We start from the raw sequence: 26,818 nt of genomic DNA on the forward strand, positions 1-26,818 counted from the left end.
CGCTGTCGAGCAGGGCTCGTCTAGGAAACAGCATGAATATCGGATAAGTCAGGCCGTTTGAAATGGCTTTTTCCTGGCCGCATTGCGATCTGATCTGGCCTTTTCGTACGCCTTTTTCCTCTTTGTCGCTTCACCTATTAGATCGATAGCTACCTCGACATCACGTAGCAGTTGTTCAGGTGGTGGGATCGGCAGTTGACGTGCAGCGGGCGTATCGTGCGCTTCAATTGCCTCGCACGACCGGTCATAAATGTCGATCAATGTTTCCCACTCAGCTTGGGTGTGACCGATCACTGCTCCGAAGGACTCAACCGATACGACATCGCTAAAAGGCTGCACGGTATTGTTCATAAATTCTTCGCGAACAGCTCTTTCAATGGTGCCCCGTAATTTTCCGTATGCCCTTGTCACAGCCTGCGCGCTGTCGTCATTCATATACGTCCCCATAGTCTTTTGTATTTCTTGGGCAACCTCAGCGATGTCCTCCAAACGCATCTTGCAATTCATGGTTTCCCAGGTAAGACCGTCGACTATTTGGCCTGGCGCGTTATCCCAACGAACGGATTTGTAGCTAGCCTCGACTCCCGATTTTCGTTGAGCGGTGTTCAGCTCTGTGAGGAAAACCGCGTCATGGGTGAGCACAATGACTTGTCGTTCCTCTGCCAATAATGCGAGACGTTCTGCCATTTTCCGGCGGTAGCGGTGATCCAATGATGTCGACGGGTCATCGAATATGACGGCGGAGTGATGAGGCAACGAGCGGATTTCGGCCAAGAAGAGTGCCAGTGCAATTGCTCGTTGTTCCCCCTCGGAAAGCAGATGGTGAGCATCAAGATTGGAACCTTTTATTTTCAGTGTGACTTTGGTTGTGCCCGCACTCGTTCGCCCAGCGAGCTCAGGTTCAATGTCACGTCGATATCCTAGAAGCTGCAACTCGGCCGTCATAGCTTCGGCCAAAGCAGAAGTGACGTACAGCCTGGCGAGGTTCGTCATTTTTGTTGAGACACCGGTCGGACTTAGTGCTGCTAGGCACTTATCGAGATTTTGCCGCACGATGCTGTTTTGAACATATTGCTCAGCTTGTGGCAGCAACAATACGAACGCCTGACGAGCCCTGAGCTGCTTAAGCTCCTCCTGAAGTCGCGCTCGATTCTCCGGATCATCCGATTCGCGCAGCGTTTTGGCAGCTAATTTGTTTGCTTCTATTAACCGGCGTAACCGGATTTCCAGCCGATCGCCGTCAGGGAAGTCCGGAGCCGCCGGAGTCCAATCATTCGTTTCGACCGCCGTTTTCAGCCATGCTCTGCGTAACTGCCAGGCCTCACAAACTGCTACCAAATGAGCATGCTCATCCGGTGCTATTGCTATCAATTCGGCCAATGAGGGGGCGTCGAGCGGGGTAAAGCTTGCACTATTCAGTACAGTTAAAGCTGCTCGAAGTGCGTTCGCAGCAGCGGTTGCATTTGCCGCTGCATGCTCGTTGACGAAGGTTGAAAAATCTCGCATGCGCTGCTGTGCATCAGGGGCCAAAACTGTCTGACATAAAACGCATTTCGCTCCGTCCTCTGTGTGTGGAAACGGGTGCCTTGGGTACGCATCCGTAGTAGAAAAGCGTTCGGCGGCCTCAAAGAGTAATTTCCAAAGACCGTTTCCAGTTCCAGGAAGCGTTGCTTCATCCACCTCGCGTAAGTTTTTCTGTGCAGCCTGGTAGGCCGCCTCGGCATCTATGTTTTCATCATGAAGGCGCCTGAGAGTCTGAAGGGCTTCATCAGACACTAGGGCATAAGCTGACACTGCGTGCTGAGCGCCAACCTCCAGCCGCTCGGACTGTCTGTCCAAGGCTTGAGCCTTGGGTTCCGGGTTCATGTCTTGTAGGGTTTGTGCGAGTTGCTGCAAGCGGGTTTCGTCTTCTGCGCTCAATGTCCCTAGTGTTCTCATGACTTCGACGTCAGTCGCCACGCCCAATTCTTTAATGAGAGCACCCACCTCTGTCTCACCGCGTACAGGGTCAAACAGTCCAGCATTAAGGGCCACTGCGTCACGCTCAACTGTGATGATACGGTGCAGCTCTCGCTGTGCGAGTACAAGGCGATTCATTTGCCCCAAGCCATAGGGTAAAAAGACGGGCGTTCCTTCTTCTTCCACGTAATCCATAGCGCATGCCGCGTCATACACGGAGATCATGCTCAAATCTGAGTTTGAAGGCTCCCCCTGCGTCCACGTATTTTGCAGAGGACGGCCATCGACGAGGTAAGAAACATCCGCCGCTGGCACTCCTGCCTCACCGAATGCGTTGCAGCGGACATTGTCGCGTCGCCTAGCTCGACAGGTATTTTTGAGTAGCCTTGCGTACCCTGATTTACCGACACCATTTTCGCCGAACAACACGGTCAAACCATTAGGCTGCAGATCTACTCCACGCCCTGCTGGGAAGCCATTGATGTTAGACAGATTGGAGAGACCTAAAAGTTGGACAGTTGAACCACTTCCAATTCCTGCTACATGATCTTGAGTGAGTGGTGAGGCACGTTCGGGGGAAGCAGGCCCATTCCCATGAGCCTCTTTGATCATCGCAACCAGGCTATCAAGGTCGGCAGGACTTAGCGTGTCTTGGGTAAATAGCCGCCTGAGAGCATCTCTTTGCCAATCTTTAAGTTCGGCAGACCACACCAATAAATCATCGACCAGGCTCATGCATTTTCGCTCCATCCGTGGTGGAGCTTGGCGATAGGCCGTCCCCACAAACGCCATGAAGCATAGTCTACAGTTGATTGCTTCACTCACTTGCACCGATGGTTGGGCTAGCTCCGACCTAGTAGATATCGAAGATCAATGCCGACAAGACAGGCAACCTATTTTGAGCAACAGATCAGGCGCTCACCTGACGATTTCAATAGCTCTTTCAGATTCCCCACCTACGGCTGTACCAGCATGAAACGCTCCTGGCCCATCAGCGCAATCGCGTAGCGCACATGCAGACCACCTCGTTCCCAGACGAGCGTTTTGGAGATCCTGGCGTTAAGTATCTGCGCGTAGTAAGTACAGGCTTCGTCGAGATTCTTGACCAGTACATCTACGTGACTGAATTTCAGATCCATTTGCAGTCCTCCTGTTGAAACGGCGTCAATGGTAAACACGACATAGCGTTTTCCTCGATGCTTCGCTGATCGAACACGTTTATCCAAAGTCGTAGTGAAATACCAAAGCGACGCTGGTAATGTCTTGGCTACGTTCGTCTAACCATTAAGGGATGGAGGCGAAAATAGAAGCCCTGGAGCCGCGAACCTCCGGGGCTTTGTTTTTTCTACTCGGCAACCACTTAGCCAATCAACATATAGCTGCACAGCGGGCTGACGTGACTGGCTCCGACAGCGTGGTTTATCAGATCATGGCTGTAGGCGAAAACTGACTGTCGCCAGGTGTTATGGACGGCCTGAGACCACTCGGTGATGATCTGTGGTCATGTCCGTGATTGGGCCGACCAAGCCAAGGGTGGTTACTGCAGCGGCCCGCTTAGCCAGTGTCCCTGGCTTGCAGCTTTCGGATATGAGGCCATAAGTCTACTGGTGGTATGCACGGCTGCAAGGGCGTAGTTGCTGGTATCGCCGCGTATGTGTTGGTGAGCTGGGTATCCTAGCCATTTCGCGATGAGCTGAAGGTCGTGCGGCACGGGCAATAGTGTCGAAGCTCAACGCCATGTACAGCATGTCGACGAGCGTATAGGGTAGAGCGCTAATGCCCGGATATTGAGGACTGGCATGTATCAAGTCATAGGGATCACCAAGACCCTCGGGTACTTTGCTACCACATGCCTGGTCGTTTTCCTGGTGCTGCACTACAAAGACATGTCAGAGCTGTTGTCTGGGCCGTTAACCGATCTTCGTCGGCCTGTGACATCAGCAGTAGGAGTCGGCGCCGCCGTTTTCTACGTGCTGGGCCAAACTTTTGTGTTCGTATGGTTGTGCAAGCTGCCTTTTGTTCGCAAATTTTTCCCGCCCATCGACGGCGAATGGAACATGAAACTGCAATCCAATTGGGGGATTATGCAGAAATGGCTCGGGCAAGGCGACGGCTCTTCGCTCTACGTCGTTGAGGGAAAGGCCAAGATCAAGGCGCGTCTGTTCAGCGTAAAAATGGAGTTCATTTCGGACATCCCGTACTCCGAGTCCAAGACGATCAGCGTCTCCGTTCGACCCAGCGATCAGACTGGTATCCTTGAACTGAACTACATGTTCGTCAATTACACCCAGATCCCTGTGGCGACTGACACAAATACGCACACCGGTGCTGCTCGGGTCTTCGTCAAGGAATCGGGCGATGACATCATCATGGAAGGCACGTATTTCACCGACCGAAAGTGGACAGAGGGGCTCAACACGGCTGGGCAAGTCACATTTACCAGGGCTAAAGCCACCTGACTGATCGCCTCTGATGCAGCCCTGTTAAGCACGACGATGAGTCAAATGCACTACATGTAGTGTTTTTTATTTTTTGTTGATCTATATGTTGTGGCGTGGCACTGTGTCATCTCGCACGTGTCATCGAGCATGGTAGCTGACAGCCGGGAAGGACTGCACCCTTTGGAATACGTGGTTGGCGTAGGGTGGCAGTGACGAGATTCAGGAGCGCATAAGCGCTCGGTAGTCTTGATGTGAAGGTCAGCAATTGCTGGAGGCACCGTTCATTTAGCGCTTGAGCGGAGGCTTCATGCCAAATTTTAGTCCCTTGCTATTCACTACTACCGGGGAAGCCTGCTTCCTTGATGAACTCAACCTGGCTCCCGATGAGCTGGCTGAAATCGATGGGGCTCGTAACGATATCCGGGAGGCCTTGAAGGCTGACTTGCCTCGGGTGCTCCGTGAAAAAGGCCTGGAGGGTGAGATCTGTGAACCTCGGTTCTACATTCAGGGTTCGCGTGCCTACAAAACTCTCAACAGCCCCTGCACGACGCCACCTCAACAGTCTGATATCGACGATGGAGTGTACCTTCCGCTGAGTGTCATGCGCGAGGAGAACAGCCCCAAGCTTGCGATCACCTTGTTCTTTGACGCCGTTATCGACGTGCTTCGCCCGATGTGCGCCGACAAGGGGTGGCACACCGAAAGCAAGGACACCTGTGTACGGGTGACGATCTCCCCATATGCCCACATTGATCTTCCGTTATATGTGATCCCTGACACGCTTTTTTTGCTGATCAAATCCAGCATGGAAAACCGTGGCCATGCCGTATTCGACAGCGCGATCAACTCCGAGCGTGACAGCTGGAAGACCCTGCCCTCGAATAAAATACTGCTGGCTGATCGCGAGCAGGGCTGGCGTAAGTCCGACCCCATGGCGATGAAAAACTGGTTCAAGCGCGAGTGCCGGGAAAAGGGTGACCAACTCATCCGTGTCGTGCGTTACCTGAAGGCATTTCGCGACAAGCAATGGGAAGATAAAGGGCCAAGCTCGATCCTTCTGATGGCAGCAGCCTGCCCGCTGTTCGAATACTTCGACAAGCGCGATGACCATGCGCTTTTGAACGTAGTGAAGGGAATCCCGGATGCCCTGCGCAAGGGCGTTATGAGCCCCATTGACCCCGAGGCATCACTCACTGCTCACATGCCCAAGGAAGCGATTGCTGACGCCGTGGAGCTTTTCCAGGTCTTCGCGAATCACTTGGAAGGCGCCATCGATGCAACCGATGCACAAACTGCTTATCACTGGCTGCACAACATGCTGGGTGACCGTTTCCCGAATGCGCCTAATCGCATGAAGTCGAATCCTGAGAGCCTGCCGGCGTCCATGGCTGCAATTGCACCTCTCGCTGGCCCCGCAGAGCCTGTAAAGCGGACGAAGGCAGGCTGAACTCATGGACGCCATGCCCGAAGTGCTGCGCCACATGACCGGGTGGGGATTTACCAAGGTAGATCCTCAGCCGAACGCAGGGTGGCTTGTGATGGCCGGAGAATTGACGACGGCCACTCAGGGGACTGTCCAATGCGAAGTATGGATAGACCGCTCATTTGAGCGGCCTCTCAAACTATGGCTTACCGGGGTACCTAAGGCGCTCCCTAGGCTCGTGCCTCACCTTAGCCCAGATGGCTATCTCTGTTACGCCGCACCCGGTACCGAGGTCATCGATATCTACGATCCCGTAGGGCAAACCCGTACGTCCCTGCTTCAGGCCTCCGAGGTGCTTGAGCAGGTTCTGGCTGGAAAAATGAAGGAAGATCTGCAGGAAGAGTTCTTCGTCTATTGGGACGGCATCTACTGCTTCCATGACATTGAGCGGCGTACATCCGGTCTGGTCGAGATACTTCAACTATCGGACACCAAGATGTATGTGCTCACTGATGATGTCGCCCGAAGCCGACTCAAGTTTGCCCGTGCGGGTAGGGCAATCGAGGGGTTCCCGGCGCACGTTGCGATGATTACCTCCAGCGCAGCTCCAAGACCGCTGCAGGAGAACTGGCCGCCTAAAACGGTTGGTCAGATCCTTGACTGGCAACATGAAATGGATGACGCCTGCAAACGCAAAATACGCGATAAGATCATTACGGCATACCGCGAGGAGGCGGGCGGCATACTCATAGTTATCGAGTCTGAGAAAACGGGTTACAGCTACGGTTTTCTCGTGCATGACCTTCAGCGCAATCGTCCTGAAGACCAGCGCTCCACTGATCAGCGCCTGCCAATCTTCGACTGTCCTGTTGAGCCTCTGCAGATGCTCCGTCTGGATGACAGATACCTGAGCGAACGCAACATCCCAGGACAGACCACGTTATCAGGCAAGCGCACCGGATTGATCGGGTGCGGCACCATCGGCGGCTTTCTCGCCGAGATGCTCGTAAAAGCCGGCGCGGGAACGGGTGGGGGTGAGCTGCTGCTGATCGATAACGACATTTTGATGCCTCAGAACCTCGGACGGCATCGACTGGGCTTTAACTATCTGTTCCGCGACAAGGCGCCTGCACTGGCAGAAGAGCTCAGGATAGCCATGCCGACTGCCAACACGCGTGCCTTTGCAAGCGACGCCAAAGATGTGAATTTGGGTGGCCTGGATTTGATCATTGATGCCACGGGTGAGGAGTCGTTTGGCCATTGGCTTGCCAAGGCAGCGTCATGCCCAACCTTGCACGTTTGGATTGAGGGGGCGGGCGTCGCCGTGCGGTCGCTGATCAAGCAACGTACTGAGCAGGGTTGCTACCGATGCCTCACTGAGGCCAATAGCCGGGGCAGCCTGTTGTCGGTTGTTGGAGGCGTGCAGCCAATCTTCGCTGGGCAGGGGTGTGAAGGGCTCTACGTGCCGTTCCCTGCATCGGTGTCGATTCAGGCTGCGGCCCTGGCATTAGATACCGCACTGGCTTGGGTCGCGGGCAAACCTTGGCCCTCGCTCTCAACCCGGCTGACCGATCACAGCTACGAACCGGCAACCTCTGATTGCTCGCCGCTGCCTCATGCGGGATGCCCAGCATGTCGTTCGTGACGACCTGGGTTGTGCCCGGCACTCAGCAGTTGGTGTATCTGCATCAGCAGCCGTTAGACGTCTTCAGTCGGTACATTCAAGAGGGCTTCGACTCAAAGGAGGCTGGGGGTATATTGCTCGGTCACGTTCGCGGTGAGCATTTGGAGATTATCGAAGCGACCGAGCCTTCGCTCTGGGACAAGCGCTTCAGGTTTCTCTTTGAGCGCATGCCCTACTTTCATCACCGGCTGGCCATGAAGCGGTGGAAGGAGAGCAATGGCCTAGTGCGATACATCGGGGAGTGGCATACACACCCCCAGAATCATCCGACGCCGTCGTCAATTGATCTAAACGAGTGGAAGATCCTGGCTTCTGACCGGCGCGATGGCCGACCGCTGCTGGCTCTAATCGTGGGGTGCCAGGATTTACATGTCGAGTACATGTCCGGCACCGGTAAACGACGCATCCTTGAGCATGCTGACCTTAGTCACGCTAATGGGAATGCGCTGCCTAGATGAGACGAGTCGCGGCCTCAGGAAATGAAGCTTAATGTCTCGGTTGCAAGTTACAGTGAACGTGCAGTGGTTTAGGATTTGGTTGTGGGCTAAGGGTACTATCCAGTCGAAAATGGGCGGGCGCACTGTGCAAGCCCGATGACTAGCTGTGTTATACGAGCTTCACCGCTCGGTAATCGAAAAAAACGATGTGGCGCAGAATTCAGATAGGGCGTGCGTCCGAGCTGTCAAGGGCGAAAGTATCAGTCTATAGGGATCAGAGTGTGGATATGGCTGAGGAGTTTGTTCACTTATTGCGACAAATCAAGAACATGGCAGGTGCTGATTTTTCGGGTATCGGGCTGATAGTTTGTGATCCAGACGTCGATTTGCCGGTATTGCCGATGCGGCCAATGGCGGAGCTTCCAAAGGGAGTAGATGTTGTGGAGTCGTTGGTCAGCATTTCGCGAACGGAGAGCGATTTACATGACGGCTTCCATCTGCTGACGACTCAATACGACCTTTTCGCCGTAGCGCAGTATTTTTCACCGCCGATCCTAGAAAGCGTAGTTGTGAATGTGAATAGGAAATTTGGAGGGCGATATTTGGCTGCTCAGTTCGGATCAGCGATCAAAGGGGTCAAGCTATCAGGGATCGCCACAAAAGCGCAGGGGATTGCGGTATTCCAAAACGGCGTCGAAATTTACTACGAGAGTGTATGAATGTTCAGCGTTATTTCTCCATTAAAAACCATCAGTTTTATTCTCGCGGCTTATGCAGTCTGCGCAGGAATCGCCGTCTTTACAGTGAGTCATTTTCATTTGTCAAATAAGGAAGCGTATTCCGCTGTAGCAACAATTGCGACGGTGTATGACATATTACTACTATTGTTCGTTTACTTTGCTTGGCGAAAATTATGGAAGGCAGTTCCTTGGCTTAGCTCGCTGCTGTTCCCTGACCTGAACGGGGAATGGGAGATGATTATTTTTTACCAGTCGCCTGAGAATAACGGCATAGCGAAGGCTAAAGCGACGATTAGGCAGACGTTTTTGTCAATCAGCATTGAGGTTGATGCAGATGGGTCAGACTCGGAAACTCTAAGCGTTCAGCAAAAAAAAGATCCTGAGTCAGGCCGGCCTTTACTTTACTACGTCTTCAGGGTGGTACCCAAAATGCGTAATGGCCAGGATACACGTGCATATGAGGGGGCTGCGATTCTGAAATTTTTTGAGGGGCGCTCTGAAAAACTCTCTGGTAACTACTTCACTAACCGAAATACTCAAGGTCATTACGAATTGACGCGTGCTTAAAAAAATATGGTTGTGGGGCATGGTGGCCTAATGAACGCACCTATCATCGCTGCCGGTATAGCGTAATAAGTCATTTTCACGGCTTCAGGGGGACAACACATGTATCAACTGGTTGGAATAGGGAAGACGCTAACCATCTTCGCCATAGGCTGCAACCATTAAGCCCTTCTACCTAGTGCGCGCAATCTCAGTAAGCGCTACTACTGGGAGGTCAAATCGGATTAGAACGTTATCTGATTGGCGAAGCGTATGATCTTCACCGTCAAGCACGAGGTTTACGCTGTCACTCGCTAAATCACCAACGTTCGTAACGAAGCCAAGCCGGCCTGTTACTGGAGCATGAAGCTCGTAGGCAACCCCCCGATCGTCGACGCAAGAGATACCTGCAATGTCGATAAAGCCGTAGCTTTTATCGTCAGAAAGCCCTTTTCCTTTCCCCACGAATCGACATCCGTCGCCTCGAAAAATTGTATCCATCGCAAAAGGCTTAAAGGGGCTCACCAGAGAAAAAAGGAAGTATCTTTCAGTAATCGCGCTAGCATCACCCAATGGGGCGCGGGTCATTACTTTGGCGACCACAGTCTCACTGCTGGGCTTAGTGTACTTGACTCCTTCCACAGAGGCCGACTCGATCACGTCCATGAGTGAGGTTTTCGGTGAGTGAATCCTGCGCCAGATATCACTTGGAGTAATGGAATACCATCCCAGCAATGTGACGATACCGGAAACTAGTCCGATCACTGCAACGCTACGCCCAAACAATTTGAAAGAGCGATGCTCTACACAAAAGAACCACCAATCTCCCTTTCTCCTGCATCGCCCATTGCCACGGGTTCTCCCTAAGCATCGCCTCATTTGCATTCTGTACACTCCGCAACGACATTGATTCAATCGTACTGCTCAAGAACAGAGCGTACTGCATTTGTTTGCGGGCATCAGCAACGTCTGCGTGCGACGACCTCGTACTGCAGATGGAGATGTTGCTTTTTCGGTCGCTTGGGCCCGGCTCAGGCAGTGAAGAGAGCTCATCATAATCTGTTCTTACGAAAAATATTTCTCTTCTACGTTAAAGTCTGCCCTTAACCCGTCCGATTAGATTTTAAGAGCATATTTAATGGCGGTGTTTTGTGAGCAAACATGACGGGCAGTCAGAAGTATTCCTTGCGACTCGCAATCTCACATGCTGGCGAGAGCGTGAATACAACGACCAATATCCCTGCAAAATATCAAGTTGTCAGGGAGTTAACAGTGTTGATATTAATTTAGATGTCGTATCTATAAGGCTTGCTAACGCCGTAGCTGAAGAGATCGCACGCTGTATTTACGATGCTGTCCTCGTGACGGTGGGAAACAAGGCGGGTTTTCTACCAACACCTGCCAAGCGCACCAGTAAGCTTGAAAGGAAGTTTTGTAATAGAGCGCCGGGATGCTGGAGCTATACAGCTGACGGAAGATTCAACTGCTCGGAAACAGAGGATGAAATCTATTTTGGTGAGTTTTCAAGCCGTGTGGACGATGTAACTGGGGGAGTGGGTGTCTACACAATTGATGACGGTGGAATAGAGCTCGTCTTCGACTTTATGTGCTATTCGTTCAGCATGGTTGATGCAGTTTGGCTAGCTAACTCTTTGATGGAAGCCGTAGGGAGTGAGCCGCTGGACGTATTGGAAACCACTAGCGTGAGTCGCAGGTCAATGGGGGATGAATTCAGACGGATATAGACCAAGAGACAAAAGCCGCGATATTCCGGCCAGGCCAGCCAGCGTCGAGCGTGCCTGGAGATGCTGTCTCTGAAAACCAAGAGACCGATCACGTGATATTCAAGTCCTCGACCGCAAACACTGCTCGGCAGGAGATCAATCCGCATAAAACCAAGAGACAAATGCCACGATACTCCAGCCGGCCCGTGCTGGTGGGTGTCCCGAGTGGCCGTCGCTGAAGGCCAAGAGACAAACCACGGGATATCCAAGCCTACTGCGCCGTAAAGCCCGACAGTCAGAGATCGATCAGTAGAAAACCAAGAGACAAAGGCCGCGATATTCAGCACATCGCCCGTATCCACAGCTCAAAACTATCGGCCCTTCGGGCTTCTAGCCAGGTTTGACTTCGCTTTCCGCTAAAGAGAAATCAGGGAAAATATCCTGTGCAAACCAGAGCGGGAGGCCTACCTGCACCGTATGGAGATTAGCTGCCGCGCTCACCGCAATGCCAACATTAATCAACCTGCTGAGCTGATCGGATGCTTCGCTAGGGTGAAGCCCGGTAAAGGTTTCGAACTCTACGCGAGGAAGTGCGCCCTGGATCAGCAATGAAAGATATGCCGGCGCTGTTTGCGGTCTGATTCCTGCCTCTGCTAGCCACGAGTTCGATCTGAATACATGCATAACTGCCTCCCGAAGCCGTCCTCGATTCAGCGCAGCAGTCATGTAATCCAATTCTCCAAGGCAAACCTCAAGCATGAATTCAATGAAACTGAGAGTGGATTTACCTGTCGGTTGGATACCACCAATAGACTCGCTCACTCGCGTGCGATGAGTCGGAGCCAAAGCGTGATATTCCTCGTGCCGACGGGCAAGGCCACGAGCAAGCGACCACAGGTGGGGATGCAACCCGAGCTGAGCCAAATGCTGGTGAATGATCGCCCTCGCGATAGCTCCTTTAGCATCGGGAAGCGCTTGAGTTTGGAGAACGTGAAAGTGGTGGGCTAGCACCGCAACGATACGTCGACGAAGCTCAGGTACTTTCATCAGCGTGGACTGCTTGTTCGCTGAGCTAAATGCATCCTTCAGAACTTTTGGCTCAGTGTGGTACCCGTCGATGATCCTTGAAAAATGGGCGTCAGAGTCCATCAGCAGGTTGCTTAAGCAGGCAGCGGTTTCAGGTGAAATCATGCCGGCCAGGAAAGCTGCCTTCGTCACCAGCAAGTCTGCGCTCGCCAGTAATGGCGGAGGAATCGAGTCGGGGAGGGCCGGGTTTGAGACATTCATGGCGCTGACACTATCCGTGCTTGAAGCGCTTGTCATGCAACAAGTGTAGATTTCTAAACGAGCGAAGCGGTGCGTACCATATCGTGGAAGTCACGAAAGCTCACAAGCTAGGATGAACTCACTACCTCTCGATATCGCGTCTTCCAGCGTCTGACAGATCCTACGTGGCGGGCAATGAAGATGTCGCTGGTTCGGGCCACCTAGCCCGGCTCGGTGGTAGATTTTTCAGATGGAGGTGAAAGTGCTGTCATCGATCAAGGAATACCAACCAGGGCCCCAAATCCCACCGAGCATTTGGATGACACTCGGACTGCCGTCACGCGGCACCAGACTTCATGACCTGGTTCGTGAAGGACTGCCTTTCGAATACCTCGGGCGGATAGCGAGCTTTTTGCAGGTGCAGCGAGGGGTTGTCTCCAAAGCTATTTGCATGTCTCCCACAACGATGGCCCGGAGGGAGAGGGTAGGACGGTTCAACGCCATAGAAAGCGACCGACTCGTCGCATTGGTAGCTGTCTTTGAGAAAGCCCTTTCCCTGTTCGAAAACGATGTAGCCGCTGCAACGGAATGGATGAGTACGCCGGTTCGTGGACTTGGTTCGAAGCGTCCTCTGGATATGATGAGGACGAGGGTGGAAACGGAGGCCGTCATCGACCTTATCGGTCGACTGGAGAGGGCGGTGCTCGTGTGAGACTCGTCAGGCCAGCGCCTAACGCATCTCTCTATGTGCCGCGAGGTGCTGCATTTCGACTGTCCATAGTCGTAAAAACCGACGCCAATCTCTCGCATAGCTACCCTGGTGTAAACGGGTAGACCCAGTACTCGCTTCTTCGAAACGCGTCTTCCACGGTTCTGGTATGTGCTCGTCAAGCACGACGACAAAATGGGATCCGCTGACACCCACGATTTCAGTTTCTGGAACGCACTCTTGTAACTCCTCAATCGACATGGCTACTGCATCGCCAATGGGGTCATCTCGATCTTCGCGCTCAATTTCATCAAGAATCGCCAGGTACTGAATCGCTCGATCAGATCCAGGCTGCAGCCTTTCTAAATCCCACAAGGCGTAGCGTCGTTTCCTTTCACGTTGCCAGAGACGATTCGTCATCATTTTTGTCCGCTATTCCAGGTCTCAGTGAGCTCGTCTATTCGATCCGAAATTTGAGGCTCTTTCGATAGGACGAGGCAGCGCGTGTTGCCGACAAATTCTTCTATCAGGTACACAGCGTCGCCGACATCCAGTTCGAGCTCCTGCAACGCCTCATCGGGAATTCGAATCGCGCCGTCACCATCCCATTCTTCGATGATGATTTTCATAGGTGGTTTTCTCACGTGTGGTTTCCTTTACTTCTGATCCTACAAGCCATTCAACGCCCGTAAAATCTCTGAGTCACGTCTTACAGATCCGGATAATCATCAAGCTTAAGGCTGGGCTCAACCCCGTCCTCCGGTTCACGCTTGGGCGTATGTATCACTCCAGCTTCAGCATCTGCTCGCATTTGCTCGAGCTCTTTGTGAAAAGCCTTGTCTTGAACCGTGGGTTTGCTGGTGTACGGTTTGCGCTCTGGTTCAGGCTTGGCGGCATAGGTCGTTACTGCGTCTGGATCGCGCTGCAGCTTCTCTTGAACTTGCGATTCCAGCATCGCACGGAGGGCGTCTTTATCGGGACGGTTAAGCAATTTTTTACTCCTGATTGGTGGCCAGCGATTGGCTTATTGAATGGTGAAAACGCTACTTTCTGATCCCGTTGACGATAGTTAGTATGCCGATTATCGGGTGCATCAACAGGCACTTATGCAGGCGGATCGGTTCATCGATAAGGTCGGCAGCATCCTGACGAAGATGAGCGCTTGCAGCTCTGTATCCTTGACTACCTTCGGCTTCAAAGTGAGTTGGCCAACAAGGACTACGCGTCAACCGGTGAGATTACAAGCCACTTGGCGGATCGCGGGTTTGGTGATCTTAGTGAGCAGAAAATCAGGTCGAGTGGTATCGCAAAACTTCGCGATTCCGATGTGATTATCACGAATGTGTAAGTGGTGATACGATTATGACCCGAGCTGCCGGAATCCATTGCCCCATTCGAATACTCAGGCAACGATGGCTAGCGCGGGATTTCAGAGGGTGGGTATGGGGGGCAGTCAAAATCAGCCGGCTGGGTCAACTTTCAATCAGCGCCAACAACCCGATCTCTGGCTTGCTCGCGGTCTGATCTGTTGTCTCGACAAACGAGTCCTATCAATCGACCGAACCACTTCATGCCGCAGTCCTGATTTGGTGTTCCGTGGCAGCATTTTCAGCGATGTGCAGGATATGTTAAATGATTGAGCGAGTAGCAGCGAGATATTGGACAATTTGCTCGAGTCCCGTTCTGCATGCGATGAGATCACGTGGTCGACCACTCAGACCACGATTCTTGCTGCTTATCCAGATCTTTGCATTTTGCTCGGTTCCTACAAGCGCGAGCAATGACTGATACAACTCAACCAAGAGCATGCCTCGGCTCCGCGCTTCGGTGCTAGGTTCAAGCAGTTCATGTCCGTGACGCAGACGCAGCACAGTGGAAACCTGCTCGCCCAAGACAGCTGCCAGATCAGTGTCATCAAGCCCCAACCCTTCTCCGGCTCGGATAAAAGCTTTGCCAAGTACAGCGTTTTCAGCGCTCGATGTGACTGATTTCATGCTCCACCATATCTGTGATGACTGGTCTGTGATGACCGAATTTATCAATCCTTCTCCATCGACCAGTATGGCCTCTTCTGACCGACGACTAAATTGATCCTTCAATGTTCTGAATTACTCCACTCGTGAACGGCTCCAGCAGCCATGCAATCAATGGTCTGTAAGGTAATTTTGTGCTTTGTAACACTGCTTACGTTACAGCGCACAAAGCTACGTTACAGACTCCAGAAGGCGAGGGGGGAGGCAGGCAAGCGGAGCGCGCAGGCGTGCGGATGGAAGCCCGAAGGGCCAAGACCAACGCCTTGCGCGTGGGCTTGGTTTACGACAGCCATCTCCGACCAGGGGCACGCCCAAAACAATGGCCTCTCAGCTAGAAGCCTTATCAAAGGCCCTCGCCCAGAGGCGCATGGCGTTGTCTTTGGCTATTACAGCGAAATCAACTCTTGGGAGTGCGATGACATGCCATCCTACTGCCGCCGCCATGTGCGGGGCTTAAACAACCATTACTTACCAGCCCGCATAATGAGTAACCATGTGGCCCCAGGCTGAGAGCGCCGGCCCATTTCTGCGAAGAATATTCATTGCCTCGGCGGCAGGAATTTTCGTCGGACAGCCCCCAATCAGATATGTCTTGTCTTTGCCCTGGTTGTACAAGTGCATGATCGTTAAAACCATGATCTGTTGCAGCGGCGACATTGCGCGATAGCTTTTGCGCATTGCTTTCAAGTATTCAGGGACGGGCTCTTCTCCGTCAGCCCAATCGAAGCCGCGAGGCCGCAAGTTGTAATGGCTGCCTTGGCTACCATAGGCGCGTTCGACGTGCTCAAAACAACCCTCAAGCGAGTAAGCCTCTACGATTCCCCACACTGCTTGCCCAAAAATATTTCCGCGCTCTGATGCACTGGAGAACGTAGGCATGGAAGCTCCGCAAACCATCGACAGCGCCGTAAGCTCAGCACCGTCCATGCAAGGCGCTTTATCCACCATATCGACCAACGCCCAGTTGGGAAAACGGCCAGCAGCGAACGTAGGGTTAACTGCCGCGTAGGCAGCACTCAACATGCTGGGGACAAGGGTGGAAACGAACGCTGTCTTCGATCTTATCGGCCAGCTGGAGAAGGGAGTTCTGATGTGATATCCGTCAGGCGCCTTATTTGATCGGCTCCAGCACCCTGAAACTCTCTGACGACCCTGAGACTCAAGAGTAGGCTTTAACGTATTTCCCTATGCGCTGCGAGGTGTTGCACCTCGGCCGTCCATAGTCTTAAAAAACGGCGCCAATCTCTCGCATAACAGCCCTGTCGTAAACGGGTAGACCCGATGCTCGCTTCTTCGAAACGCGTCTTCCAAGGCTCTGGTATGTGCTCGTCAAGCACGACGACGAAGTGGGATCCGCTGACTCCCTCAATCTCGGTTTCTGGGACACATTCTCGTAGCTCTTCAACCGACATGGCGACTGCATCGCCAATGGGGTCATCTCGATCTTGGCGCTCAATTTCATCAAGAATCGCAAGGTACTGAACCGCTCGATCAGATCCAGGTTGTAGCCTTTCTAAATCCCACAGTGCATAGCGACGTTTGCGCTCCCGCTGCCACAGGCCATTTACATCACTCATCAATATTTCTCTGCAGGAGTGGATCGTACCTTCCACAAACCAAATAAAGTCAAGGAGGTGGGGATGTCCTAGGAGACAGGCTTATTAAGCCATTGAGACCTTGATCTCCATTTCGCCTACCTCTAATTCCTTAAACAGCCCTGGAGGTACGTCGACGATGAGGTCACCATTTCATCCCCTAGATCTTAAAGTATAGATGTCCAGCGCTTGCTTTCGATCATTTTTGTCGGCCTCACATACCATAGTGGTTCAAAGAAGCACATTGGGATTGAGTCATATCGCCGCCCATTCTGGTGGGCCCGGCTGACTGACTCAGGCGAGCACCTTAATAACTATCGTATAGGCCTTTGTGCTACCTCCTCGCGTTGAAATGCGGCAAGGCTTCAAGCACGGAAGGACACGCAGGAGAACCGAAGCTCTCCGCCTGCAGTGGCCTTGATGTTACCCGTACGTTTCTAGCGCTTCATGAATGTTTAGTGCGTCTTCGTGGATGGTTTCATGGGTTATACCCTTGTTCGCCATGATCAGATACCGTGCAAGAACAAGATAATGGTTGTAAGTGGTACTAGGGTCTTCGTGGCCCATCTGATTCATGATCACCTGGGTGAGTGCGATGTGCATCACTTCAGCGTTCTTCTCTAGAATTTTTTCACCGTTATGATGCTGAACCATCATCATGGTTGGCCACCATTTTCTGGCATGGTAGAAAATATTCTTAATACCGAAGCTAGGGTCATTGGCAATGGCAAGTCTCTTAGCATAATTAGTCGCGTTCGCTATCATACTTTGAGTTACCGGAGCACCTTCCGAGGTCAGGAACAGAATCGACAGAGGGCATTTTTTACCGTACTTTTCACGATACAGCTTGGCTCGAGCGGGATACTCCGTTTTGATATAATCATCATAGAGAAGCTGAAGAGCATAACTAGGAATAATGATATCTCTGAGTTTGTTGCCTTTGCCCAAGACTTCATATGAAAACGACTTTGATTCTCTGTCCATTTCGTTATAAGGTAAAATATGGCGGTTTTTACCATTGCCCATATAGGGGAATTTTACTAACTCCATCGGACGCATTGCTGTAGCTAAGGCAAATTTAAATAGAGTTGCGTAGACTTTGTCTGGATATGCTGCTAGTAAAGTCTTGACTTCGCTGTGTTTGATGAGGTGTACCGCTTTTTTCTGTCTTGCTTGTTTGTCCAGTACTCGAATGGGGTCTGTGTCAACGGCGTGTTTGGTCTTCTTTGCTATGTAGCTAAGCAAGCGTCTGTCCTTGAAGTTGGCAGTCCAAGTCTTCAGGGCGATTTTTACGCTGGTAGGTATGCCTTCGTCGACCAACCACCTAAAAAAGTAAAGTACTACGCATGCATCGTTGAATATTGTCTCGGAGGTGGGGTGTGTGCTGGCTTTGTTAACCCTTATCAATTGTCTATATATTTGCCACTGTCGAAGCTCAGTGTTGGTTACGTGAAGATGGTAGTCGCCAGGCTCTACGGATTTAAAGCGCTCGTGGCTAGAGAGGAATCTATAGAATTGAGCAATTAATGTTGCATATCTTTTTGATGTCTGCAGCGAAGAGCGGCTTTTGTTGTAGAGGTATAGGTTTGGGATGCTTACCAGTACTTTTTTGCCTTTTTGCTCTGCTAGTAGAACGTAGTGCTCGACACCGGTCTCGAGCATTATGCTGTGGTACTTTATGGGCTTAATTTCGAACGAGATCATTAGTCACCTTGTTTGATTCTTGTTAGTTGAATAGAATCAAACCCCCAATCCATTAAAGGTATTTTTGCTGTGTCTGCATCTTGCAGTTCTTCCGTCGGCACATCTCTGAAACTAAACTGACGCTTTGCTGATATGATGGCATCTGATGAGCTGTAAGGAATTTGAATAGATATCGAAGCAGCGGGTTGGAGGTCTTTGATGACAAGCTGAATCTCTTGGCGGTTATAGAGAGGTAGTTGAAGAATGATGAGAATATGGTTTTCTTGTGGGTGGATTTTTGAGCAGAACAAGCTGAAATCCGAAATGTAGCGTTCTTGAAAAATTATAATGTCAGCATTTTGAGGAGTTGGCAGAGATTTGATCGTTTTTATGGCTTTTTGAATCTCAGCATCTTTAGCGTCTTCATATGCGACAAAGTCATTTGATGATGCATAGGCTCTTCTCGCTGCTTTGAGATCAAGCTCCAGTGGGATGAAATTCTTTGTCGATTTTGACGGGCGGTCAGCTCTATTTGAATTAGGCGAGGACACAGCGTCCGCCACCATCTTTGTATTGCTCACCTCAAGCTCACTCACCCGCTTGATTAGGTAAGCGTTGTGATTGTTTTGATTAACGAGAGTTGCGCTAATCTGGCCAGACTCGTACACCATGATGTCATTATTCATCAGTGACGTAATATGGTTTTCAATGGCTTTTTCGAGTTCAGCTTTATGGGCTAAATTTGCCTTGATTATCTCCTGCTCCAGTTGGCTGATTTTTTCTTCTCTATTTTCAAGTAGCTCACTAAGAGAGGCGCCATCATCTACTAATAGTCTGGCAACAGACTGTTTGCCAGTCGCATACTCTTTCAGATCACCGTAATAACGGTTAAATGCTTGTCGGGTAATTCCGGCAAGGTCGGAAAGTTTACCAATAGGCAGCTTGCTCATACCTTTATCTAACTGATGCTGCTTAATGATGCCAATCAGCTTGTTGCGGGTATCCTGGCTACTCATATTTGGGCTTCCATTGACGGAATCAGCTGATAAGACTTATCGTTTTTCAACGCTTTCAAATGCCTTGAGTTCTCCAAGACCTTCTGCCGGAGCATCGCCTTCGAGGTCTCGGACAGTGTTTCGCTAGCATTGTCCAGCATGTGCTGATAGAAGTTAGTATTGTCCTCAAGCGCTTTTGCAGCTTTACCCACGATCACTGCGTGCGGGCACGCCGTATTGCAGAAAAGGGGATCCGGGAGTGTGCTCTTCACGACACCCTTGCGATGGGCCAAGCATGGCGGGAGCGCAGGCGAGGAGTAGAGTTCGGTGCTAACGCAATAGCTGCCCACCGCAGTGCGGTAGATGAACAAAGGCTCACCAGACGAAAGCAAGTGGCTGACATAGGTGAAAATGGTCACCCTGAGTTGCTTCCCGCTAAACGCATCTGGGCGCGCAGTAATTTTATCGACAAGTCGTCGTGCACTTTCACCTGAAGAGCCGGAAGTTTTAACCGAGGTGATGATATCGGTAAAATCTTCGATGTAGTTCTGCTCAATCGCATGGGCAACACTTTGTACGATGTAAGGGTTGCGTCCAATGTACCGAAGCGTCATCGCATAACTGGCATGTCCAAAAAGCAGCCTGATGATGTCAATATTTCGCTCGCTTCGGTTGATCAAAATCTCCGCAATCGTTTTCCGGAAGCGATGAGTGTGGATGCGTTCAATACCAAGAAGCTCTTCAAGCTCATCAGTGATCCGCTCAACTCGCACCGATGATTGACGTTTAACTTTCTTGGTGCTGCGGTTAGACTGGAACAGATAACCTTCGCGCTCAAGCCCATAAATCGATCTGAGTTGTTTGTACTCTTTGATCTTTTTTCCGATGAATTTAGGGAGCGGAATGAAGCTGGTGTCTCCCTTGTAGTTAGGGTCTTGGCTAGTCTTGAAACGAGTGATCTGGAGCTTGAAACGGCCACTCTTCGATTCTATAACGTGCTCGAACTTTAGGGTCTCAAGTTCGCTAGCCCGCAATCCAGTAACGAGAGCTACTAGAATGTACAGCGCTCCTCTTACCGAATCGATGGCGCTTTTGTAGCTGCGAAGCCATGAGTAAGTCCAAGAGCGATTGATGTCATATTTTTTTTTGGTAACTGATAGGATCGGCGTACCGTCTGCTTCAAGATTCAGGGCATCTTCTAGTTCCGGATCCTCCTTGTAGCGTTTAAGGTGCTTCTTTTTCAGGTCGGTGAGGTTCTTGTTTACCAGAAAATCCTTCGCTTGCAGAAGTAAAGGAATTGCCTTGTCCGTCCAAAAAAAAGCATATTCGGCCATTTTCTTGAGTTCAGGTTCGGTGAACGGAATCCAAGTGGAAAGCGAGCCGGTAAAATGACGGATCACATCCTTTCGTCGTTCTGGGGTGTCAACGGCATTAGCTGAGACAGAAATTCTGTGCTCAACCGGAATTAGTTGCTGTGCGCTTAGCGAAAGCCAAAAACGAAGGTGGTGAAAAAGATAATGATAATGTGTAAATGCCGGTGACTCTTTAGCCCTGTTTAGAGCGTTGATTAAGAGTTTCGGGGTCACGAAGGACAGAGACTCGGCATCACCAATTAGATGATTATCTTGAAAGACGTATTTCTCCAAGATCCGAAAATTTGAGCTGTGGTTTTTGGTTGTGGAATAGGCTCGAATACCGCCAAAAGGAGCGAACTCAGGAATCAAGTGATAAATGAACGATTTTTTGATCGAGGTAACATGATGGGACAAGCCTTCGAAAGATACGCGTGTGGCTGTCCCATATTTATCTTTGAAAATTACCCAGCTTGAGTCGCTGTACTTCGAATAATTCGAAACTGGAAAATCACCTTCTGGGCTCACCTCAAGCTTTTTAAGAAGCGAGCTTTGGGTTTGTTTTACGGTTCCGCCTGTTTCTTGGAGAAGACGCTCAAGCTCTTGCTCTGCCGCATCGTGGAGATCATCCTGAAAATCTTTATCAAGCACATCTTCGAGGATGGCAAGCTCGGCTTCGCTGAGTATTGCGGCTTTACGTGTCATTCCTTGTCTTCCTCTTCAAGAATTACTTGGAGAAAATTCAGGTCTCTGGGTAGTAGCGGAGTGTTGCGGCGTTGATAGCGAGACGCCTCTTTGATCGCTCGGTCATCCTCCCAATTGTCCAAAATCGAGTCGATTTTCGAGAGTTCGATCTCGAGGTCATTGCTGTAATCGGACGAGGAGGGCGGCTGATCATCCACCAGTTCAACGACGTGAATTCTGCGTTCCATTAAATATGGTAACGAATCCTCAAACATATATGCTTGGGTACAGAAAATGCATTTGCTAACGACGTAGCACTTTTGGCCCGGCTGAACTCGCGACCTTGCACCGTGCCACGTTGGTTGTTTTTGGTTTGAACATGCCCAAAGCGGTTTCTCCATACCTGGAATATGGAACACTTTGAATGGAAGATTTACAGCCTCTTGTGCAGGGGTGCCCAGCATCCCCTCAAACTTTCCATCGTACATGAGGGCAACAATCGACTCCAATTCGGACTCCAGGCGATCATAACGCTCCATCTGAGCATGCGCAGAGTTGTCGTAATGGATGTCGGTAGTGCTCGGGCTATTGTGCCCTAAGAACAGAGCAAGGAACCCATGCGAAATATCTCCAGATTGTTTCCTGCGTTTAACCCACGTAGGTCTCAGCCTAAGTGTGAGATCTTTAGCGCTGGTCAATTTTTCGCCATCTTCAAAAATTTCATATTTTTTGAGAAACTGTTTGATTCCCTGCAGGAACGCTTTGTCATTAGAGGCAGATGTGTGCCGGCCACCTTTGCTCACCCAGTCGGCATAAAAGCGAATGCATAGGAATGCTGAGTTGTAATGATCCTTAGTTTTTCCGTGGTTTATGTAATCCAATGCGTACGGTTTAAGTGGCGCTGAAAGATTATTTGCTAATGCAAACAAATTCCAAGCTGAATATTTGTCCGAGCGAGTGCTTGCGGCGATGACTTCCTTGGGCGCGTGGTAAGGTTTACCTACTCCCTGACTTCTGTTCTTCTCTGATTGTAATACCACGTGCTCTTCGTTCATTGCACCAGTCAAAGCGTGCTCATAGTTTTCAGGATCCAATGCTAGAACGGTTTCTTTGTTCCAATTGGTTTGGAGCATGATGAACTGAATAAGGCAGGACATGTCGAGCATGCTAGGGTAGTACATGCCCAAAAGATCATCCCATATAGGAAGCTGTTCTGGAATGCTGGCTTGAAAGTCTCCTCGCCACCTGAATATTAACAGCTGTACCACATCATTGCAGTGCGCCAAGGAGGAAATGTCATTGAAGGCGTAATTAGAGCCAATGTCGCATAGCTTCATATTAAATGGATAACCATTATCAAGAAGCGTCTTTAGAGTTCGAGCCGGATCAGGTTTAAAGCTCAATATTTTCCTTCCTGCAAAAGGATTTACAGGGTTTAAGAGCTTGAATTCCTCCCCGCGATTATTGAACTCAGCGAGTATTTTTTTTCGACCATCCGGAAGTGACGCAAATGTGCGCAAAAGTACGTCTGTGGATTGAGAGGCTCGACTGAGTAGCGTCCTGCCCGTAATTTTAATATTGTTTTCTTCGCAATACTGCAACCATTGAAAAATGCTAGCGCGAGAATGGTCTTTAGCAATCGCGCTATATACCTCGTTGTACGTGTATGCGGTCGCGTTATGCACCTCTTCTCGGAAACTTATCTTTTTATAGAGGAGATTGATATGGGATGTGAATGCGCTCTCGAGCGCCGCATCAGCCTCATCATTTAGTGGGGCTCTAGGCTGGTTTTTGGCTTTAATAACGTATGGCAAAAGCAGGCCGGGGATGGCCTCTGTAAGCGAGGCAGCATTATTTAAAGCGGTTTTTAAGACGCCAGCATTACTTATCGGTTCATTATTTTCAAGCAGATATCTCTGGAAGTTATTGAACACCTCATTGCTGATGTCTGCAACCTTGTTGATTTGCAGTAACTCCGGGCGAGATGAGTTATACCCTTGCGCAAAATCGAAGAAGATCCAAATCGCTCTACGAAGGCTGCTCGCAGAAACGCGTGTCCTCACCGGGCAATACTTCAAAAACACCAAATGAAGGCCGATACAGATAGCCTTGCTGATGCTGTAAAAAGCGTGTCCTTGGTAAGTGCATTCGACTTCATGATTGTCCGAAGTCAAGGCAGTGTCATGCACTACTTCTTTGGTTTTAAATAGATGTTTCACTATTAGTCCCGGTCTTTTATTTTTTCGGACAGGGATTTCCAGGCTCTGTCTAGGGCTTCCTGGTATTCTTTCAAGGTGCCATTGTTTTTGATGACAATGTCGGTTGGCTGCACTTCAATGCCGAACTCGGACGAATGCGTGTTAACTGGTTCTGCATTGTCCCTCACAATGTGCCAGATCGCACCATCTAGACTTCTGATATAGGCAGCCTCGTTCTCGAAGCGAATATCTTTGATGATGATGATGTTCTTGCCGTCAGTATCAAGGGTCGGTTTATTAATATATGCCGTATCATTTATTTTCTGAGGCGAAGTGGAGTCTCTGCGTTCACAAAAGTCGGGGAAGTCTTGCAATGCTTTAGATTTAACCAAGCCTATCACTTCGGCAGGCGTCATATTCCAAAACTGGTCGGTTTCATTCGTCGCACCTGCATCCCAGCACTGTTCGTCGCTGAGATTGAAAAACGCTTTGGCACCGAGAATGAAAGGCAGTTCTGGGTGCGAAAGCTGTGCAGCGGTGAGGGGATAGATCGCCTCAGGGGCATAGATCTCGCGATCCGCTCTCATGAGCCAGTGTAAGGGGTTGTGAGCTCTCATCCATTCAGTCCCTACCCGCTGGAAGAATTCCCTCGGGGAGAGGCCCCAGGCGTCCACTTTGAGCTCCTTTACGCTATCATCCCACGCCTGAGCATCAGTGAGATTGAAGAGGGCTTGGCAACCGCGCTTCAGCGGATCAGCAAGGGCATAGGCGGTCACCTCAGGGTGCTGGAGCAGCATCGCAGCAGCTGTGTCTTTACCAGATCTCGCCTTCGCGGCTAGCCCAACCACCTTCTTCATCGCACCTTGCTCCTCGATTTCTAACGGATATTCATCTTGTTTACATATTTTTTCTGCGCGAGTATAACAGTTTGTTTCCATTCCGTATGATTCCAAAACAAGATTCGACCTACGCCTACCAGGGTGGTGGCCGCGGCTTGTCCCTGGAGCGCATCGCGACGCTGGAAAGCTTTGTCCAGGGTGATCTGCGTCCCGACCTGACGCTGATCTTCGACTTGCCGGTGGAAGTGGGTCTGGCGCGCGCCAGTGCCCGCGGTCGCCTGGATCGCTTTGAGCTGGAAGGCCGGACCTTTTTCGATGCCGTGCGAGGGGCTTTCCTCAAGCGCGCGGCAGCGCAGCCTGCGCGCTACGTGCTGATCGACGCGGCGCAGCCGTTGGTGCAGGTCCAGCAATCCCTGGATGCCTTGTTGCCACGCCTGGTGGAGTTGAGCCGTGGCTGACGCCTATCCGTGGCAGGACAGTCTCTGGCAGCAGCTGGCCGGTCGTGCGCAACACGCCCATGCCTATCTGCTGCATGGCCCGGCCGGGATCGGCAAGCGGGCGTTGGCCGAGCGTTTGATGGCGAGCCTGCTGTGCCAGCGTCCGACCGCGCAGGGGGCTTGTGGTGAATGCAAATCGTGCATGTTGCTCAAGGCCGGCAGTCATCCCGATAACTACATCCTGGAACCAGAAGAAGCCGACAAGGCGATCAAGGTCGACCAGGTGCGCGACCTGGTCAGTTTCGTGGTGCAGACCGCGCAGTTGGGTGGACGCAAAGTGGTGCTGATCGAGCCGGTCGAGTCGATGAACATCAACGCCGCCAACGCCTTGCTCAAAAGCCTGGAAGAACCGTCCGGTGACACCGTGTTGCTCCTGGTCAGCCATCAGCCCAGTCGTCTGTTGCCGACCATCAAGAGCCGCTGTGTGCAGCAGGCCTGTCCGCTGCCGGGCGAGGCCATGAGCCTGGACTGGCTGGCCAGGGCTTTGCCCGACTGTTCCCAGGAAGAACGTATCGAGTTGCTGACGCTGGCCGCCGGTTCGCCGCTGGCCGCCGTCAACCTGCAGGCCCAGGGCGTGCGCGAGCAGCGCGCGCAAGTGGTCGATGGGGTGAAGAAATTGCTCAAACAGCAACAATCGCCGACACAGCTGGCCGAGGGCTGGAATGCGATTCCGTTGTTGCTGCTGTTCGACTGGTTCTGTGACTGGTCGAGCCTGATCCTGCGCTATCAGCTGACCCAGGATGAAGAGGGGCTCGGGCTGATGGACATGCGCAAGGTGATTCAGTACCTGGCGCAAAAAACCGCTCAGGACAAGGTCCTGAATATCCAGGACTGGATCCTCGCCCAACGCCAGAAAGTGTTGAGCAAGGCCAACCTCAATCGGGTTCTGTTGCTCGAGGCGCTGCTGGTGCAATGGGCGACTTTGCCTACCCAGAGGTAACCGTCTGCGCCTAGACTCCAAGTATCAGACAATCCGCCCGTCCCACTCACACGATGTAAGTTGCAGCCCTTTATGCTCGTAGATTCCCATTGTCACCTTGATCGCCTCGACCTCGCCGCCCATGACGGCTCGCTGGATGCCGCCCTCGATGCGGCCCGCGAACGCGGGGTAGGGCACTTCCTGTGCATCGGTGTCAGCGCCGACAACGCAGCCGATGTCAAAGCCCTGGCCGAGCGCTACGACGATGTCGATTGCTCGGTCGGCGTGCATCCGCTGGATGTGCAGCCGGGTGCGGCGCCTGCGCTGGATTGGTTGTTGCACGAACTCAATCATCCGCGCGTGGTGGCGATCGGTGAAACCGGCCTGGATTATCACTACGAACCGGAAGCGGCAGAGTTGCAGCAGCAATCCTTCCGATTGCACCTGCAAGCGGCGCAACAGACCGGCAAACCGGTGATCATTCATACCCGCGGCGCCCGCGCCGATACCTTGAACCTGCTGCGTGAAGCGGCGCTGCCCCAGGCGGGCGTGCTGCACTGTTTCACCGAGGACTGGGACATGGCGAAAGCCGCGCTGGACATGGGTTACTACATTTCCCTGTCCGGGATTGTCACATTCCGCAATGCCGACGCGCTGCGCGACGTGGCGAGCAAGGTGCCGGCCGACCGTTTGCTGGTAGAAACCGACTCACCGTACCTGGCGCCGATCCCGTATCGTGGCAAGCCGAACCTGCCGCAGTACGTTCGTGAAGTAGCGGAATTTCTGGCAATGTTGCGTGGTGAGGCTTACGAGCGATTTGCCGAGCAGACTACTGAGAATTTCAGGCGGCTGTTTCCATTGGCGCATGTCAGGGAAATGGCGTAACGCCGGAAAAGATCGCAGCCTGCGGCAGTTCCTACAGGGGTTAGGGCTTAAATCGCAGGCAAAAAAAACCCGGGTTCTGGGGGGTGAATCCGGGTTAAGACCATTAGGAGTAAAACAATGGCACGCGGTCCGTTGGTACCAATATCGGCGTGACACTTGGGGGAGATGCCCCGCCGACAGTTCAAGTATTGATCAGTATTTCCCTCCGTCCA

At 51.6% G+C, this 26,818-nt stretch carries 23 protein-coding genes and 2 pseudogenes; 11 read left to right on the top strand and 14 right to left on the bottom strand.

Annotated features, from left to right (window positions below; translation table 11 throughout):
- Positions 1 to 48 precede the first annotated feature (48 nt).
- Positions 49 to 2,694 carry an AAA family ATPase gene (locus ACYP2Q_RS15060; protein ID WP_459731157.1) on the bottom strand — a complete coding sequence of 882 codons (2,646 nt, stop codon included), beginning with the start codon at positions 2,692 to 2,694 and terminating at the stop codon, positions 49 to 51.
- A 224-nt stretch (positions 2,695 to 2,918) separates the two neighbouring features.
- Positions 2,919 to 3,098, bottom strand: a pseudogene (locus ACYP2Q_RS15065) (VOC family protein); the annotation flags it as partial.
- 660 nt (positions 3,099 to 3,758) lie between these two features.
- Here ACYP2Q_RS15065 and ACYP2Q_RS15070 point away from each other — a divergent pair.
- The 7 genes from ACYP2Q_RS15070 (at position 3,759) to ACYP2Q_RS15100 (ending at position 10,972) form a co-directional block, all read left to right on the top strand.
- Positions 3,759 to 4,418 carry a hypothetical protein gene (locus ACYP2Q_RS15070; RefSeq protein WP_447764723.1) on the top strand — a complete coding sequence of 220 codons (660 nt, stop codon included), beginning with the start codon at positions 3,759 to 3,761 and terminating at the stop codon, positions 4,416 to 4,418.
- Between the two features lie 289 nt (positions 4,419 to 4,707).
- Entirely contained in the window at positions 4,708 to 5,847 is a 1,140-nt protein-coding gene (locus tag ACYP2Q_RS15075) for a CBASS cGAMP synthase (RefSeq protein ID WP_459731158.1), read from the top strand.
- 4 nt (positions 5,848 to 5,851) lie between these two features.
- On the top strand, positions 5,852 to 7,468 hold the full coding sequence (locus ACYP2Q_RS15080) for a ThiF family adenylyltransferase (RefSeq protein WP_459731159.1): 1,617 nt from the start codon (positions 5,852 to 5,854) through the stop codon (positions 7,466 to 7,468).
- Complete coding sequence (locus ACYP2Q_RS15085; RefSeq protein WP_447764717.1) at positions 7,456 to 7,965, top strand: Mov34/MPN/PAD-1 family protein; 510 nt, start codon at positions 7,456 to 7,458, stop codon at positions 7,963 to 7,965. Before ACYP2Q_RS15080 ends, ACYP2Q_RS15085 begins: the two co-directional genes overlap by 13 nt.
- Before the next feature lie 266 nt (positions 7,966 to 8,231).
- Positions 8,232 to 8,663 (top strand): hypothetical protein, encoded by a 432-nt coding sequence (locus ACYP2Q_RS15090; protein WP_447764715.1) that lies wholly within the window; start codon positions 8,232 to 8,234, stop codon positions 8,661 to 8,663.
- Positions 8,664 to 9,251 carry a Cap15 family cyclic dinucleotide receptor domain-containing protein gene (locus ACYP2Q_RS15095; protein WP_459731160.1) on the top strand — a complete coding sequence of 196 codons (588 nt, stop codon included), beginning with the start codon at positions 8,664 to 8,666 and terminating at the stop codon, positions 9,249 to 9,251. It begins immediately after the preceding gene.
- A gap of 1,127 nt (positions 9,252 to 10,378) precedes the next feature.
- Entirely contained in the window at positions 10,379 to 10,972 is a 594-nt protein-coding gene (locus tag ACYP2Q_RS15100) for a hypothetical protein (protein ID WP_459731161.1), read from the top strand.
- 369 nt (positions 10,973 to 11,341) lie between these two features.
- On the opposite strand, the gene ACYP2Q_RS15105 is transcribed toward ACYP2Q_RS15100, so the two are convergent.
- Positions 11,342 to 12,238, bottom strand: coding sequence for a Fic family protein (locus ACYP2Q_RS15105; protein WP_459731162.1), 897 nt, complete (start codon positions 12,236 to 12,238; stop codon positions 11,342 to 11,344).
- A 298-nt stretch (positions 12,239 to 12,536) separates the two neighbouring features.
- Here ACYP2Q_RS15105 and ACYP2Q_RS15110 point away from each other — a divergent pair, with 298 nt between their 5' ends.
- Positions 12,537 to 12,929, top strand: coding sequence for an antitoxin Xre/MbcA/ParS toxin-binding domain-containing protein (locus ACYP2Q_RS15110; protein ID WP_459731163.1), 393 nt, complete (start codon positions 12,537 to 12,539; stop codon positions 12,927 to 12,929).
- An 18-nt stretch (positions 12,930 to 12,947) separates the two neighbouring features.
- Here the strand turns inward: ACYP2Q_RS15110 and ACYP2Q_RS15115 are convergent, their stop codons facing one another.
- From ACYP2Q_RS15115 to ACYP2Q_RS15165, 11 genes are all read right to left on the bottom strand, one after another.
- The gene (locus ACYP2Q_RS15115; RefSeq protein ID WP_459731164.1) at positions 12,948 to 13,346 is read right to left on the bottom strand and encodes a hypothetical protein; all 399 of its coding nucleotides are present in this window, start codon (positions 13,344 to 13,346) and stop codon (positions 12,948 to 12,950) included.
- On the bottom strand, positions 13,346 to 13,555 hold the full coding sequence (locus ACYP2Q_RS15120) for an AbrB/MazE/SpoVT family DNA-binding domain-containing protein (protein WP_459731165.1): 210 nt from the start codon (positions 13,553 to 13,555) through the stop codon (positions 13,346 to 13,348). The genes ACYP2Q_RS15115 and ACYP2Q_RS15120 overlap by 1 nt, the downstream gene beginning before the upstream one ends.
- An 80-nt stretch (positions 13,556 to 13,635) precedes the next feature.
- On the bottom strand, positions 13,636 to 13,917 hold the full coding sequence (locus ACYP2Q_RS15125) for a hypothetical protein (RefSeq protein WP_459731166.1): 282 nt from the start codon (positions 13,915 to 13,917) through the stop codon (positions 13,636 to 13,638).
- Positions 13,918 to 14,554: 637 nt separating this feature from the next.
- Positions 14,555 to 14,920, bottom strand: coding sequence for an MbcA/ParS/Xre antitoxin family protein (locus ACYP2Q_RS15130; RefSeq protein WP_146118225.1), 366 nt, complete (start codon positions 14,918 to 14,920; stop codon positions 14,555 to 14,557).
- Between the two features lie 507 nt (positions 14,921 to 15,427).
- Entirely contained in the window at positions 15,428 to 15,982 is a 555-nt protein-coding gene (locus tag ACYP2Q_RS15135) for a hypothetical protein (RefSeq protein WP_459731167.1), read from the bottom strand.
- A gap of 149 nt (positions 15,983 to 16,131) precedes the next feature.
- Positions 16,132 to 16,536, bottom strand: coding sequence for a hypothetical protein (locus ACYP2Q_RS15140; protein ID WP_459731168.1), 405 nt, complete (start codon positions 16,534 to 16,536; stop codon positions 16,132 to 16,134).
- 441 nt (positions 16,537 to 16,977) lie between these two features.
- The gene (locus tag ACYP2Q_RS15145) at positions 16,978 to 18,258 is read right to left on the bottom strand and encodes a hypothetical protein (protein ID WP_459731170.1); all 1,281 of its coding nucleotides are present in this window, start codon (positions 18,256 to 18,258) and stop codon (positions 16,978 to 16,980) included.
- Positions 18,258 to 19,253, bottom strand: a complete 996-nt coding sequence (locus tag ACYP2Q_RS15150; protein ID WP_459731171.1) for a hypothetical protein — start codon at positions 19,251 to 19,253, stop codon at positions 18,258 to 18,260. The genes ACYP2Q_RS15145 and ACYP2Q_RS15150 overlap by 1 nt, the downstream gene beginning before the upstream one ends.
- Entirely contained in the window at positions 19,250 to 21,289 is a 2,040-nt protein-coding gene (locus ACYP2Q_RS15155) for a tyrosine-type recombinase/integrase (protein WP_459731172.1), read from the bottom strand. Before ACYP2Q_RS15155 ends, ACYP2Q_RS15150 begins: the two co-directional genes overlap by 4 nt.
- Entirely contained in the window at positions 21,286 to 23,487 is a 2,202-nt protein-coding gene (locus tag ACYP2Q_RS15160; RefSeq protein ID WP_459731173.1) for a hypothetical protein, read from the bottom strand. The genes ACYP2Q_RS15155 and ACYP2Q_RS15160 overlap by 4 nt, the downstream gene beginning before the upstream one ends.
- 2 nt (positions 23,488 to 23,489) lie before the next feature.
- Complete coding sequence (locus ACYP2Q_RS15165; protein WP_459731174.1) at positions 23,490 to 24,404, bottom strand: deoxynucleotide monophosphate kinase family protein; 915 nt, start codon at positions 24,402 to 24,404, stop codon at positions 23,490 to 23,492.
- A 20-nt stretch (positions 24,405 to 24,424) separates the two neighbouring features.
- Here ACYP2Q_RS15165 and ACYP2Q_RS15170 point away from each other — a divergent pair.
- The 3 genes and pseudogenes from ACYP2Q_RS15170 to ACYP2Q_RS15180 all read left to right on the top strand — a co-directional run.
- Positions 24,425 to 24,763, top strand: a pseudogene (locus ACYP2Q_RS15170) (dTMP kinase); the annotation flags it as partial.
- Entirely contained in the window at positions 24,756 to 25,742 is a 987-nt protein-coding gene (locus tag ACYP2Q_RS15175; protein WP_459731175.1) for a DNA polymerase III subunit delta', read from the top strand. The pseudogene ACYP2Q_RS15170 and the gene ACYP2Q_RS15175, both read left to right, overlap by 8 nt.
- Positions 25,743 to 25,814: 72 nt before the next feature.
- The gene (locus ACYP2Q_RS15180; RefSeq protein WP_459731176.1) at positions 25,815 to 26,606 is read left to right on the top strand and encodes a TatD family hydrolase; all 792 of its coding nucleotides are present in this window, start codon (positions 25,815 to 25,817) and stop codon (positions 26,604 to 26,606) included.
- Positions 26,607 to 26,818: the final 212 nt, after the last annotated feature.

This window comes from Pseudomonas sp. MHK4, from assembly GCF_054600775.1.